Origin of the sequence: Streptomyces venetus (genome assembly GCF_039540295.1) — a bacterium.
Taxonomy (GTDB): Bacteria; Actinomycetota; Actinomycetes; order Streptomycetales; family Streptomycetaceae; genus Streptomyces; species Streptomyces venetus.
On the sequence record NZ_BAABET010000006.1, the window covers coordinates 135,849 to 149,615 of the forward strand.

The window sequence follows — 13,767 nt, forward strand, 5'->3', positions numbered from 1 at the left end:
CTAACGGCGCGTCGCTCAGTGCGTCACGGCCGTCACCAGGACGCTTCCGGAGGTGCGCGCCACCAGGAACGACTGTCCCCGCACGGCCTTGCCGTCGAGGGCGATGCGGTGGCGGCCAGGTTCGAGGACCTGGTCGAGGAGCTCGTGGGTGTGGGGGCGGCCGAACCGGTCGAGGCGGTACGCGGTGAGCGTGACCCGGCAGGCGGAGCTGACGTCGACGTCCGCCGTCCCGCCCCGCGCGGCCAGGCCGGTGAGGCGGCGCCGCTCGACCGGGCCGCGGTCCAGGGCGTGTTCGATCTGGGCGACCAGCAGGGGGACGATCGGGGCGAGGCCGTCGACGAAGGCGACGGGGACCCGGGCGCGCTCGAAGGCGTCACGGACGGCGGCGCGTTCCCGCTCGCCGACGCCACGGCCGAAGACGACGGCGTCGTAACCGCGCAGTTCGTCGGCGGGTACGGCGTCGGTGTCGTGGGCGATGTCGGCGCCGACGCCGATGGTGCGTGACGCCGCGGCGAGCTTGGCCAGGACGGCGACGCGGGCGCCGATCAGCAGGACGCGGCGCCGGGTGTCCGGGGCGGAGCCGTCGAGCAGGGCGCTCAGTGCCGCGCGGTACTCGGCGCCGCGGAAGCGGAACGGCCCGATGCCGTGGTAGCCGTTGAGGTCGAGGTCGGCGTGTTCGTCGGTCTGCCAGGCGAAGTCCCGCCAGATGAAGTCCTCGCCGTCCCGGCGGATGACCGCGGTCACGGCGCCGCAGGCCAGGTCCTCGCACTCGGGGCAGCCGTAGACGACGTACCGGCCGCCGGGCAGCGGGGCCGCGCTCTCCAGGAGCAGGCTGCGGACCTGCGCGGTGAAGATCGCGGGTGGTACGTCGGAGGCGAGCGGGGAGACCGCGTCGAGGTCGGAGAGCCGGAACAGCAGCGGGCGGCCGTCGACGATGAAGTCCACGAAGTCCCGGTGGACCTGGTAACCACCGTCGGTGAGGACTCCGCCGGCCCGCATCGCGGGTGCCAGACCGAAGGTCGCATATTCGGCACACATGCTGTGAGTATCCCCACACAGCGCGTGATGTGAGCACGGCATGACACATTCCGCTACGGTCCGGGTCATGGCTGGCGAGCGGAGTGACGAGATCGTCGTTGTCGGTGGCGGCGTCGTGGGGTTGACGACCGCGGTGGTGCTCGCGGAGCGCGGGCGGCGGGTGCGGATGTGGACGCGGGACTCCGCCGAGGCGACCACATCGGCGGTCGCGGGCGCGTTGTGGTGGCCGTACCGGATCGAGCCGCTCGAGCTGGCCCGGGTGTGGGCGCTGCGGACGCTGGAGGTGTACGAGGAGCTGGCGGCGCGGGAGGTGCGCAGCGGCGTACGGGTGGTCGAAGGGGTACTGGGCGGGACCCGTCTCGACGAGGTCGAGGGATGGCTGGCGGGACGGGTGCCGCTGCGCGCGGCCACGGCCGGCGAGTACGCGGGGCCCGCGGTCCGGGCACGGCTGCCGCTCCTCGACATGCCGGCCCACCTGCCCTGGCTGCGGGAGCGGTTGGTGGCGGCGGGCGGGGTGGTCGAGGCACGCACGGTGTCCTCGTTCACGGAGGCCGAGGCGCCGGTGGTGATCAACTGCACGGGCCTGGCCGCGCGGGAGCTGGTGCCGGACGAGTCCGTACGGCCCGTGCGCGGGCAGCTGGTCGTGGTCGAGAACCCGGGCATCGACACCTGGCTGGTCTGCGAGGACGCGTCCGGGCAGTCCGCGTACATGTTCCCGCAGCCGGGCGGGCTCGTCCTCGGCGGCACGGCGGAGGAGGACGCCTGGTCGCTGGAGCCCGACCCCGCGACGGCGGAGGCGATCGTGCGCCGCTGCGCCGCCCTGCGGCCGGAGATCGCAGAGGCACGGGTCCTGGCGCACCGGGTCGGTCTGCGCCCCGCCCGTCCGACGGTCCGCCTGGAGAGCGAACCGCTGCCGGACGGCCGCCTGCTGGTCCACAACTACGGCCACGGTGGCGCGGGGGTCACGGTGGCCTGGGGGTGCGCCGAGGAGGCGGCTCGGCTGGCACTCGGCTGAGGGGCCCGGGCGATCACGTCCGAGCGGCTTCCCGCGCCCGGCGATCGGCCTCCCGCTTCTCGCCGATCGGCAAGAAGCTCCTGGTGACCGGCTGACCGGCTCCCGGCACGCGGCCGGCAACACGCGGCCTCCGGGCGGGGTTTCCGCATCCACGGCTCGCGAACCCCGGACGCGGGCGGGTTCGCTCGTCGGTCCCGGACGCCCGGGCGGACAGGTCCGGCCGGTCCCCGGGCCAGGAGCCCCGGGACCGGCCGGTTCGCGGTCAGTGCTTGCCGATCGGGTCGCCTTCCACGTCCGGGCCGCGGCCCGGACCGACGCGGAACTCGAAGTCGCCGTCGTACTTCTTGTGGCCTTCGATGACGGCCTGTTCGACGGCCTCGGAGCCCATCTGCTCGCGGACCATGACCGGGTCGCGGCGCAGGTCGCGCATGAGGGCGACGCACATGAAGGTCATCACGACGACGAACGGCGCCGCCGCGAGGATGGTGAGGTTCTGCAGGCCCGTCAGGGCGTCGCCCTGACCGCTGCCGACGAGGAGCATGATCGCGGCCACCGCTCCGGTGACCACACCCCAGAACACCACCACGAAGCGGCCGGGTTCGAGCGCTCCCTTCTGCGACAGGGTGCCCATGACGATCGACGCCGCGTCGGCGCCCGACACGAAGAAGATGCCGACGAGGATCATCACGAGCAGGCTGGTGGCCGTCGCGAGGGGGAACTGCTGGAGCACGTCGAAGAGCTGGCCCTCGGGGGTCGCCTCCTTGCCGAGCTGCCCCTGCTCCTGCATCTTCATCGCCGAGCCGCCGAAGATGGCGAACCAGATCAGGCTGACCGTGCTGGGCACCAGGATCACGCCGCCGACGAACTGCCGGATGGTCCGGCCCCTGCTGATACGGGCGATGAACATGCCGACGAACGGCGTCCAGGAGATCCACCACGCCCAGTAGAAGACGGTCCAGCTGCCCAGCCAGTCCGCGACACCCTTCCCGCCGCTGGCCTCCGTACGGCCGGCCAGCTGGGGCAGGTCGCCGAGGTAGGCGAAGACCGACGTCGGCAGCAGGTCGAGGACGATGATGGTCGGGCCCGCCACGAACACGAACACGGCGAGGATCAGCGCCAGCACCATGTTGGTGTTGGACAGCCACTGGATGCCCTTCTCCACACCGGACACCGCGGACGCGACGAAGGCCAGGGTCAGCACCGCGATGATCGCGACGAGCAGCCCGGTGCTCACCTTGTCCATCCAGTTCAGCTCCTGCACACCGGAGCCGATCTGCAAGGCGCCCAGCCCCAGCGAGGCGGCGGAGCCGAAGACGGTCGCGACGATCGCGAGGATGTCGATGACGCGGCCGACGGCGCCGTTCGCGTGCTTCTTGCCGATGAGCGGGGTGAAGACGGCACTGATGGTCTGGCGCCGCTTCCTGCGGAACGTGCTGTAGGCGATGGCGAGACCCACCACCGCGTAGATCGCCCAGGGGTGGAGCGTCCAGTGGAACAGGGTGGTGGCCATGGCCGTCTCCATGCGGTCACCGGAGTCGGCCGGATTCGTGCCCGGCGGTGCCGTCCCGTAGTGCGACAGCGGTTCGCTCACGCCGTAGAACATCAGGCCGATGCCCATGCCCGCGCTGAACATCATCGCGACCCAGGACACCGTGCGGAACTCGGGTTCCTCGCCCTCGGCTCCGAGGTGGATACGGCCGTAGCGGCTGGCCGCGAGCCACAGCGCGAACACCACGAATCCGGAGGCCGCGAGCATGAACGCCCAGCCACCGTTGTGCATCAGCCCACTGAGCATGCTGGTGGAGACGTGTTCGAGCGAGTCGGTGGCCGCGGCACCCCAGACCACGAAGGCGAGGGTGAGCGCGGCCGTGACCCCGAAGACGATCCGGTCGGTTCTGGGCCGTTCCTGACCGGGAAGGCCCGCTTCCGAGCCCGGAAGCGTGCCTCCCGCATGTGGTTCCTGATCTCTTGCTTCGTCATGCGTCACGGCGGCACCTTTCATCGGGACAGAGGACGGACGTAAGTCCTCCGTAACGCCCCTACCACGTGTGGCGCAATTTCACCCCCTTCAACATTGCGTTTCGGGAACGGCCTTCGTGAGGTGGTACGTGGCTCGCTCGTCCAGCAGCAGCGGGACGAGCGACCGCAGGGACTGGCGCAGGGGTACGAGCACGCCCTCCCCGTCCTTGCGTACGCGCACTCCGTGCAGCGCGAGTTCGTCCCCGACCTCGGCGTACTGCGCGTCCGTGAGCCGGTAGCCGCAGGGCGGGTCGGCGATCACCTCGGCGGGTTCGGGCGGGTCGTTGTCGGCGCCGCCGACGTAGACGGGGCCGGTGTCGGCCCAGCCCGTGAGCCGGGCCCTGCCCGTCGCCGCCTCGACGGCGCCCCGGCGCTGGTCGGCGTAGGTGAAAAGGCCCTCCAGAGCGTCCAGTTGGGAGGTGACCCGGCGCCGGTTGTTCAGCGCCTCGTCGTCCTTCTCCGCGTCGGTGAGCGGGTCCACGCGGCTCTCGATGAGCAGTCCGACCGCATGCTTCACACCGGACATATTGCGCAAAATGCGCTCCTGCCCGTCACCGGCGACCTGTTTGACCGGCTCGCCGGTCCCAGGGTCCGTCCAGATGCCGTAGGTGCCGGTCGAGTGGCCGGCCCGCTGCGCGGCGGGGCGGACGTACACCTCGGAGAGGGTCCGTGCCTCGTCGTGGACCGCGTCGTGGGTGTTGAGGTTGCGCGGCCACAGGTCGAACAGGTCCTTGTCGTAGTACGGGGGCGTGGCGCCGTACTCGTGCAGGTCGTAGACCAGGTCGGGGTGCTGGTCGCGGATGACGGCGGCCAGGGCGCGGCCTTCCGCGGTCTTCAGGGCGAGATGGTCGCGGTTGATGTCGACGCCGTCGCTGTTGCCGCGGGTGTCGGCGGCCCGGCCGTCGGGGTTGGCGGTGGGCACGACGAGGAGCGTGGTGCGGTCCAGGAAGCGCCGGGTGCGGCTGTCGCGGGCGTGGGCGAGATCCCGGATCGTGGTCAGGCAGGCTTCCCGGCCGGAGGGTTCGTCGCCGTGCTGACTGCACACGAGCAGCACCTTGTTGGGCGTCGGGTGGGTGCCGATCCGGACGAGTTGGAGCGGGCGGCCCTGCTCGGTGGTGCCGAAGCGGGTCATGGAGACGCGGCTGCTCGACCGGTCGACGGCCCTGAGGAAGTCCTGCTCCTCGGGCTGCGTCGTCCAGCGGGCGCCGTCGGTCTGCTCGAAACCGGTGCGCGGCGGGGCGTCGGTGCCGGCCCGGGCCGGGACGGCGACCAGGGAGGCGGCGAGCGCCGCGGCGGTCAGGGTCAGGGCGCGGACGCGGTTCACTGGCTGCCCTCCGGGACGCGGTGAGTGGTGCGCGGGTCCCGTACGCCGTCCAGGAAGCCGGCGTCGGGGCCGGCGGACGCGGCACCCGTGGTGGCGCGGGCGAAGGCGACCGTTCCGCCGACGAAGGGGACGCGCGCCGAGGTGCGGGACAGGTCGAGCGTGAGCTTCGGCCGGTCGGCGGGAGGGTCGATGAGGCCCTTGTCGGTGCCCGCGACGATCAGTGCCAGGCGGTGGCCCGCGGGGACGACGTGGTCGGTCGCCGCCAGGTCGAGGGTGATCGTGTACCGCTTGCCCGGGGTGAGCGGGGCGCCCTTGAGGCCGGAGGCGTGGTTGCCGAGGTCGGCCCAGCCGCGGCTGACGATCGTGTAGTCGACGTCGGTGGTCTTCGCCTTGGTCTCCTTGAAGCAGGCGCTGTCGCCGGCGGTGCTCGCACCCCAGCAGGTCCGGTCGGTGAGGGTGGTGATGCCTTCGCCGCCGTCGGCGTAGTCGCGGATGGTGTCGGGCCCGATGTCCACGAGGACGGCGGAGAGATGGGCCGTCGGGGTGGAGGACCTCGCGGTGACGGTGACCTCGGAGGAGCCGGACACGCGCAGGTCGCGGCTGAGCGGCCGGGTGACGAAACCGGCCTTCTCCGGTGTCGCCTTGTCGATCTGCGCGGCCCAGTCGGTCTCGCCCAGGTCCGGGTCGTCGGTGACGGTCTCGGTGCCGTGTCCGCGGCGCAGACCGAGGGTGCCTACACCGGCGGGGCCGGGGCGCAGGGTGGCGGCCCGGGTGCCGTTCGGCGGCCAGGTCCTGGAGGTGGTCCACTGGTCGGGGTGCCGTTCGATGTCGGCCATGGGCTCGCGGTCGATGCCGTTGTCGTAGCCCATGAGTTCGTGGTCGAACCAGCGGTGCAGGGTGTCGACCCAGGCTGCGCGGCGGAAGTCGAAGGGGTCGACGTGGCCGGTCTGGGAGAGCCAGATCTTGCGCTCGACGCCGTTCTTCCCGAGGGCGTCCCACCACGGGCCGACGTGCTTCATGCGCACGTTGAGGTCCTGCATGCCGTGCACGAGGAAGACGCTGGCCTTGACCTTGCGCGCGGCCCTGACGTAATCGCGCTCGGTCCACAGCGGCGTCCAGTCGCCGGTGCGCGGGGCGCCGTCGACGAGTTTCTGCTGCACGGCACCGCACTTGGCGCGGGCGTCGGGGCTGTCGACGTAGTCGGACAGCCACTCGGGGCCGGAGTCGTACAGCGGGGCGCCCTGCTGGAAGTAGTAGTCGTACCAGGAGGAGATGGCGCTGATCGGGACGATGGTCTTCAGCCCCTTGACGCCGGTCGCGGCCACGCCGCCCGCGATGGTGCCGTCCCAGCTCTTGCCGATCATGCCGGTCCTGCCGTTGGACCAGCCGGCCTCGGCCCGGGTGGTGCCGGTGCGGCTGGTGTAGGCCTTGGCGCGGCCGTTCAGCCAGTCGACGACGGCCTTCGCGGACTGGATGTCGGAGCGGCCGCCGACGTCGACGCAGCCGTCGGACCGGTTGGTTCCGGCCAGGTCCACGCCGACGACCGCGTAGCCGCGGGGCACGAAGTAGTTGTCGTAGAACAGCGGCATCCGGACGACGTCGCCGTCGGCGTCGTACGTCTTCTTCTGGCTCTCGTTGCCGCGTCCGCAGCAGGAGTAGTACGGGCTGGCGTCCATGATGACCGGGACCTTGCGGCCCTTGGCCGCGGGTTCGCGGGGGCGGACGATGTCGACGGCGACCCGGTCGGCCTTGCCGTCGCCGTCGCCGTCCAGCCCGGTGTCCACCCAGACGGCCTCGCGGACGGCGTTCTCGTAGGAGTGGACGGGCTCGCTCCCGCGCGGTGCGGCGTGTGCCGCGGCCGGGGTGAGCAGCGTGGCCAACAGGGCGGCCGTGGCCGCCGTCGCGAGCGGTCTCCAGGTCGTGAAGCGCGTGCGTTTCGGCATGGCCGGACGCTACATCGGTCAACTCCTGTTCAGAAGAGGGCACCTGACGGACCGGCGTGTCCCGGGTGACCCCGGGGACCGGGTGTCTCATGTCGGCCGAATGGCGATCGTGTGACAGCAGGGGCCATGGACATGACCAGAGAGAGCAGGAGTCAATAGGCTCCGGAACGACTTCGGGACCCCTACGACTTGGAGTTTTGCGTGCACCGCAGAATCATCGCGCCGGGAGCCCTGACGGCGGCCGTCTTCCTGCTGGCGATCCCGGCATCGGCCGCGTCCTACGCCCCCGGCGCGCCGGGCATCGGCGACCCCTACTACCCGGCCTACGGCAACGGCGGATACGACGTCTCGCACTACGACCTCAGGCTGAAGTACCAGCCGGCCACGGACGTACTCGAGGGCACGGCGACCCTGGTGGCCCGCACCACGCAGGACCTGTCCCGCTTCAACCTGGACTTCCTGCTGGACGTCGACGAGGTGCGTGTCAACGGCGCGAAGGCCTCGGTCCGGACGTCGGGCGAGCACGAGCTGGAGGTCACGCCGAAGGCCCCGCTGGCCAAGGGCACGCCCGTCACGGTCGTCGTGCGCTACCGCGGGGTGCCGTCGTCGAAGCAGGCGTACGGCTTCACCAGCTGGCACCGCACGCCGGACGGCGGGGTCGCGGCGAACGAGCCCGAGGCGGCGGCCTGGTGGTTCCCGAGCAACGACCACCCGCTCGACAAGGCCACCTACGACGTGTCCGTGCTGGTCCCGGACGGCACGCAGGCCATCTCCAACGGCACGCTCCAGTCGACGAGTTCACGGCTCGGCTGGACCCGCTGGAACTGGCGCTCCGACAAGCCGCAGACCACGTACCTCGCCACGCTCGCGGTCGGGAAGTTCGACATCACCACCGGCACGACCGAGAGCGGCATCCCGGTCCTCAACGCCTACAGCAAGGACCTGGGCGCGAACGCCGGCTCGGCCCGGGCGAGCCTCGAACGGACCGGGGAGATCGCGGACTGGCTGGCCGGGTACTTCGGGCCGTACCCCTACAACGCGCTCGGCGGGTACGTGCCGAACACGACCACCGGGTACGCCCTGGAGACCCAGACCCGGCCGTACTACAGCCCGCGGCAGTTCGCGAACGGGTCGAACGTGTCCCTCATCGTCCACGAGCTGGCGCACCAGTGGTACGGGGACGTGGTGTCGCTGAAGCGCTGGGAGGACATCTGGATCAACGAGGGCTTCGCCCGGTACGCGCAGTGGCTGTGGTCCGAGCACGAGGGCGAGGGCACGGCGCAGGAACTCGCCGACTACGTGTACGCCTCGCATCCGGCGGACGACGCGTTCTGGACGGTGAAGCCCGGCGACCCGGGCCCTGACAACCAGTTCGACATCGCGGTCTACGACCGGGGTGCGCTGGCGGTGCAGGCGCTGCGCAACGAGATCGGTGACGAGGCGTTCTTCGCGATCCTCAAGGGCTGGCCGCAGAAGTACGCCTACGGCAACGCGTCGGTCGCCGACTTCCGGCGGTACGCCGAGGAGGTCTCCGGCAAGCCCCTGGCCGCCCTCTTCGACACCTGGCTCTTCGAGCCGTCCAAGCCGGCGGCCTCGGCGGCCCGGACGGCGTCGGTCGCGAAGGCGGGCGGTGCGGTGCAGCAGCCGAAGTCGTGGAAGCGGATCGCGGCGACGAACGGCGTGCACGAGCACGCGGAACGGGGCACCGGCAGGCACGAGCACTGACGCACGGGCGATGACCTCGGCGCCCGTCACCGACGGGGCGGTGGCGCCAGACGGGACGAGGCCGTCCCCGGCATGACGCCACCGTGGGCGGGGCCACTGACAGTGGCCCCGCCTGCTACTTCGTGAACTGCGACAGCTCCTGGTCGGCCGTCTGCGACACCCGGCGGCGGACGCCGAACCAGCCCGCGACGAGCATGGCCGCGATCAGCGGGACGAGCAGGAGCGTCTTGCGGCCGACCTCGGGGTCGTTCCACATCATGCCGAGGCAGGCCAGCAGGAAGGCGATCGTGGCGATCTCGGTGACCGGGCTGCCGAAGAGGCGGAAGGAGGGCCGGGCGAGCAGGCCCGCCTTGGCGCGGCGGACGAAGACCAGGTGGCAGATCATGATGATCACCCAGGTGCTGATGATGCCGAGCGAGGCGACGTTCAGCACGATCTCGAACGCCTGGGCCGGCACGAGGTAGTTCAGGCCGACGCCGAGCACGCACACCGCGCAGGTGAGCAGGATGCCGCCGTAGGGGACCTGGCTGCGGTTCATCCGGGCGGTGAACTTCGGCGCGGAGCCGGCCGTCGCCATCGAGCGCAGGATGCGGCCCGTGGAGTACAGGCCCGAGTTCAGCGAGGACATCGCGGCGGTCAGGACGACCAGGTTCATGACGTCGCCCGCCGCCGGGACGCCGATCTTCGACAGGACGGTGACGAAGGGGCTCTGGTCGGCCGAGTAGACCGAGCCGGGCAGGAGCAGGGCCAGGAGGACGACCGAGCCGACGTAGAAGAGACCGACCCGCCACATGATCGAGTTCACCGCGCGCGGGACGACCTTCTCCGGCTCGGCGGTCTCGCCCGCGGCGACGCCGACCAGTTCCAGCGCGGCGTACGCGAAGATCACGCCCTGCATCACGAGGACGACGGGCATCATGCCGTGCGGGAAGACGCCGCCGTTGTCCGTGATGACGCCGACGCCCGGGGTCCGGCCGCCCACCTCGTGCTGGGTGGCCAGCAGGAAGATGCCGATCAGCATGAAGCCGACGAGCGTCGCGACCTTGATGATCGCGAACCAGAACTCCATCTCGCCGAAGATCTTCACCGAGATGAGGTTCACCGCCAGCACGACGGCGAGGGCGGCCAGCGCGAGCGCCCACTGCGGGATGTCGGTGAACAGGCTCCAGTAGTGCGTGTAGAGCGCGATCGCGGTGATGTCGGCGATGCCGGTGGTCGACCAGTTCAGGAAGTACATCCAGCCGGCGACGTAGGCGCCCTTCTCACCGAGGAACTCGCGCGCGTACGACACGAAGGAGCCCGAGGAGGGCCGGTACAGGACCAGCTCGCCGAGGGCCCGGACGACGAAGAAGGCGAAGATGCCGCAGACCAGGTAGGCCAGTGCGAGCGCGGGGCCCGCGTTGTGCAGCCGGCCGCCGGCGCCCAGGAAGAGTCCGGTGCCGATCGCGCCGCCGATGGCGATCATGTTGACGTGGCGGGGCTTGAGGTCCTTGCTGTAGCCGGCGTCGCCCGCGTCCGCGGGCACCTGGGCCGCGTCGCTGGGGGATGCGGCTGCTGCCGTGTTCACGGCGTCCTTGCTCACGGGTGGATCCACTCTCTGGTGCTCCCGAGCGGGTCGCGCTCGGCTGTCCAAGACGTACATAAGGTCTGCGCCCTGTAAAGGCACAGACCAAGGGGCCACCTTCCCCCACCGTGCACGGCTCACGCGGTGGCGTACGTCACAGAGCGCTCCTTCTCACACCGCCGCCACCCCGGCCGCCGGAGGTGTCACAGCACTGGTGGGACAGCGATACTGCTGCGCATGACGACCGACACCGAGGAACCGCCCCTCACGATCGACGAACTGGCCGCCCGGGCCGGTGTCACGGTGCGCACGGTCCGCTTCTACGGCACCAAGGGGCTGTTGCCGCCGCCGGTGCTCGGTCCCCGGCGCGTGGGCCACTACGGGCGGGAGCATCTGGCCCGGCTGGCGCTGATCGAGGAGTTGCAGCACCAGGGCATGACGCTGGCGGGCATCGAGCGCTACCTGCGGCAGCTGCCGCCGGACCTGAGCGCGCACGATCTCGCCGTCCACCGGGCCGTGGTCGCCTCCTGGGCGCCGGACACCGTCGAGACCATCACGCGGGAGGAACTGCGCCGGCGCGCGGGGCGGCCGCTCGACGACGAGGACGTCCGGCGGCTCGTCGCGATGGGCGTGGTCCGGCCCGTGGACGACGGCTACGACGCCGACCTCGGTCTGCTCCGGCTGGGCGTCGGGCTGCTGGACGTGCCGCTCTCCCAGGAGGCGATCTTCGCGGCGCGCGAGGTTCTCCTGGAACACTCGCGCGCCGCGGCCCGTGCACTCTCCCAGCTCTTCCGCGGTGAGGTCGCGGAGCGTGACGCGCGGGACGTGCGGTCCCTGTCGGCGCACATGCACCCTCTGGTGGTGCAGGCGCTCCTCACGGCCTTTCAGCGGTCGCTGAAGGAAGAGCTGGGCGTGTGGCTCGCCGCATCGAGTGAGCCCGGCGGCTCAGGTGCGGGCTGAGTCGCTGAACCTCTCCCCCCGCTCGGCCTTCTCCACCAGCAGCGCGGGCGGTGTGAACCGGTCGCCGTAGCGCTCGGCGAGTTCACGCGCGCGGGCCACGAACCCGGGCAGGCCTCCCTCGTAGCCGTTGATGTACTGGAGCACGCCGCCGGTCCAGCCCGGGAAGCCGATGCCGAGGATGGAGCCGATGTTGGCGTCCGCCACCGAGGTCAGCACCCCTTCCTCCAGCAGCCGGACGGTGTCCAGCGCCTCGGAGAAGAGCATGCGCTCCTGCATGTCCCGGAAGGGGATCCGGTAGCCCGGCACGGTGTAGTGCTCGCGCAGTCCTGGCCACAGGCCGGCGCGCTTGCCGTCGTCCCCGTAGTCGTAGAACCCGGCGCCGCCGCTGCGGCCCGTGCGGCCGAACTCGTCGACCATGCGGTCGATGACGGCCTCGGCGGGATGGGCGACCCAGGTGCCGCCGGCCTCCTCCACGGCCCGCCTGGTCTCGGCCCGGATCTTGCGGGGCAGCGTGAGCGTCAGCTCGTCCATCAGGGACAGCACCTTGGCCGGGTAACCGGCCTGCGCGGCGGCCTGCTCGACCGACGCGGGCTCAATCCCCTCGCCGACCATGGCGACGCCCTCGTTGATGAAGTGCCCGATGACGCGGGAGGTGAAGAAGCCGCGCGAGTCGTTGACGACGATCGGCGTCTTGTTGATCTGCCGGACCAGGTCGAAGGCGCGGGCCAGGGCCTCCTCGCCCGTGCGCTCGCCCTTGATGATCTCGACCAGCGGCATCTTGTCGACCGGCGAGAAGAAGTGCAGACCGATGAAGTCCGACTGGCGCTCCACGCCCTCGGCGAGCGCGGTGATGGGGAGGGTGGAGGTGTTGGAGCACAGCAGCGCGTCGGGGGCCACGACGTTCTGGATCTCCTGGAACACCTTGTGCTTGAGGGTGGTGTCCTCGAAGACGGCCTCGATCACGGCGTCGCAGCCCGCCAGGTCCTGCGCCTCGGCGGTGGGGGTGATCCGGGCGAGCAGCGCGTCGGCCTTCTCCTGGGTCGTGCGGCCCTTGGCGACGGCCTTGGCGCACAGCTTCTCGGAATAGCCCTTGCCCTTGAGGGCCGCTTCCAGGGAGACGTCTTTGAGGACGACGTCGATACCGGCCCGGGCACAGGAGTAGGCGATCCCGGCGCCCATCATCCCGGCGCCCAGGACGGCGACCTTGCGGACCTTGCGCGGCTCGATGCCCTGGGGGCGGTTCGCGCCGGAGTTGACCGCCTGGAGGTCGAAGAAGAAGGCCTGGATCATGTTCTTCGAGGTCTGGCCGGCCGCGAGGTCCACGAAGTAGCGGGCCTCGATGACCTGGGCGGTCTCGAAGTCGACCTGGGAGCCCTCGACGGCGGCGGCGAGGATGTTGCGCGGCGCCGGGTAGGGGGCGCCGTTCGTCTGCTTGCGCAGGGTCGCCGGGAAGGCGGGCAGGTTCGCGGCGAACTTGGGGTTGGCGGGCGTGCCGCCCGGGATCCGGTAGCCGGGCTTGTCCCAGGGCTGCTGGGCCTCCGGGTTGGCGTCGATGAAGGCGCGGGCCTTGGCGAGCATGTCCTCCTGGCTGTCGGCCACCTCGTCGACGAGACCGTTCTCCAGGGCGCGGCGGGGGTTGTACTGGGTGCCCTGGAGCAGAACCTTGAGCAGCGCGTCGGCGATGCCCAGCAGGCGGACCGTGCGGACGACGCCGCCGCCTCCGGGCAGCAGGCCGAGGGTGACCTCGGGGCAGCCGATCTTCGAACCCGGCGCGTCGAGGGCGATGCGGTGGTGGCAGGCCAGGGCGATCTCGTAGCCGCCGCCCAGGGCGGCGCCGTTGAGCGCGGCGACGACCGGCTTGCCGAGGGTCTCGATGCGGCGCAGGTTCCGCTTGATCGCCATGCCGCCGTCGAACAGTTCCTGGGCCGTCTCGGGGGTGACCCGGATCAGGTCGCGCAGGTCGCCGCCGGCGAAGAAGGTCTTCTTGGCGGAGGTGATGATGACGCCGCGGAGGGAGTCCTTCTCGGCCTCCAGGCGGTCGGTGACGGCGGCGAGGGAGTCGCGGAACGCCTGGTTCATGGTGTTCGCGGACTGGTTCGGGTCGTCGATGACGAGGGTGACGAGGCCGGTGTGGTCCTGTTCCCAGCGGATGGTGGTGGACTCAGTGCTCATGTGGAGG

9 protein-coding genes are annotated in these 13,767 nt (G+C 71.1%); 3 read left to right on the forward strand and 6 right to left on the reverse strand.

The window, feature by feature from the left end; all coding sequences use genetic code 11:
* Positions 1–15: 15 nt before the first annotated feature.
* Positions 16–1,038, reverse strand: a complete 1,023-nt coding sequence (locus tag ABEA82_RS20735) for an oxidoreductase (RefSeq protein WP_345663064.1) — start codon at positions 1,036–1,038, stop codon at positions 16–18.
* 67 nt (positions 1,039–1,105) lie between these two features.
* On the opposite strand from ABEA82_RS20735, the gene ABEA82_RS20740 reads away from it, so the two are divergent.
* Complete coding sequence (locus tag ABEA82_RS20740) at positions 1,106–2,053, forward strand: NAD(P)/FAD-dependent oxidoreductase (protein ID WP_345663066.1); 948 nt, start codon at positions 1,106–1,108, stop codon at positions 2,051–2,053.
* A gap of 262 nt (positions 2,054–2,315) precedes the next feature.
* On the opposite strand, the gene ABEA82_RS20745 is transcribed toward ABEA82_RS20740, so the two are convergent.
* The 3 genes from ABEA82_RS20745 to ABEA82_RS20755 all read right to left on the reverse strand — a co-directional run bounded on the left by ABEA82_RS20745 (position 2,316) and on the right by ABEA82_RS20755 (position 7,339).
* A complete protein-coding gene (locus ABEA82_RS20745; RefSeq protein ID WP_345663067.1) occupies positions 2,316–4,055 on the reverse strand; it encodes a BCCT family transporter in 1,740 nt (579 codons plus the stop codon).
* A gap of 66 nt (positions 4,056–4,121) precedes the next feature.
* Positions 4,122–5,396: a M14 family metallopeptidase gene (locus ABEA82_RS20750; protein WP_345663068.1), complete on the reverse strand. Its 1,275-nt coding sequence runs from the start codon at positions 5,394–5,396 to the stop codon at positions 4,122–4,124.
* The gene (locus ABEA82_RS20755; RefSeq protein ID WP_345663069.1) at positions 5,393–7,339 is read right to left on the reverse strand and encodes a Xaa-Pro dipeptidyl-peptidase; all 1,947 of its coding nucleotides are present in this window, start codon (positions 7,337–7,339) and stop codon (positions 5,393–5,395) included. The genes ABEA82_RS20750 and ABEA82_RS20755 overlap by 4 nt, the downstream gene beginning before the upstream one ends.
* Before the next feature lie 201 nt (positions 7,340–7,540).
* Here ABEA82_RS20755 and ABEA82_RS20760 point away from each other — a divergent pair, with 201 nt between their 5' ends.
* Complete coding sequence (locus ABEA82_RS20760; RefSeq protein WP_345663070.1) at positions 7,541–9,064, forward strand: M1 family metallopeptidase; 1,524 nt, start codon at positions 7,541–7,543, stop codon at positions 9,062–9,064.
* A gap of 115 nt (positions 9,065–9,179) precedes the next feature.
* On the opposite strand, the gene ABEA82_RS20765 is transcribed toward ABEA82_RS20760, so the two are convergent.
* Positions 9,180–10,646, reverse strand: coding sequence for an amino acid permease (locus tag ABEA82_RS20765; RefSeq protein ID WP_345663071.1), 1,467 nt, complete (start codon positions 10,644–10,646; stop codon positions 9,180–9,182).
* A gap of 219 nt (positions 10,647–10,865) precedes the next feature.
* On the opposite strand from ABEA82_RS20765, the gene ABEA82_RS20770 reads away from it, so the two are divergent.
* Positions 10,866–11,588, forward strand: coding sequence for a MerR family transcriptional regulator (locus tag ABEA82_RS20770; RefSeq protein WP_345663072.1), 723 nt, complete (start codon positions 10,866–10,868; stop codon positions 11,586–11,588).
* On the opposite strand, the gene ABEA82_RS20775 is transcribed toward ABEA82_RS20770, so the two are convergent.
* Positions 11,574–13,760, reverse strand: a complete 2,187-nt coding sequence (locus ABEA82_RS20775) for a 3-hydroxyacyl-CoA dehydrogenase NAD-binding domain-containing protein (protein ID WP_345663073.1) — start codon at positions 13,758–13,760, stop codon at positions 11,574–11,576. The genes ABEA82_RS20770 and ABEA82_RS20775 overlap by 15 nt on opposite strands.
* Between the last annotated feature and the right edge of the window lie 7 nt (positions 13,761–13,767).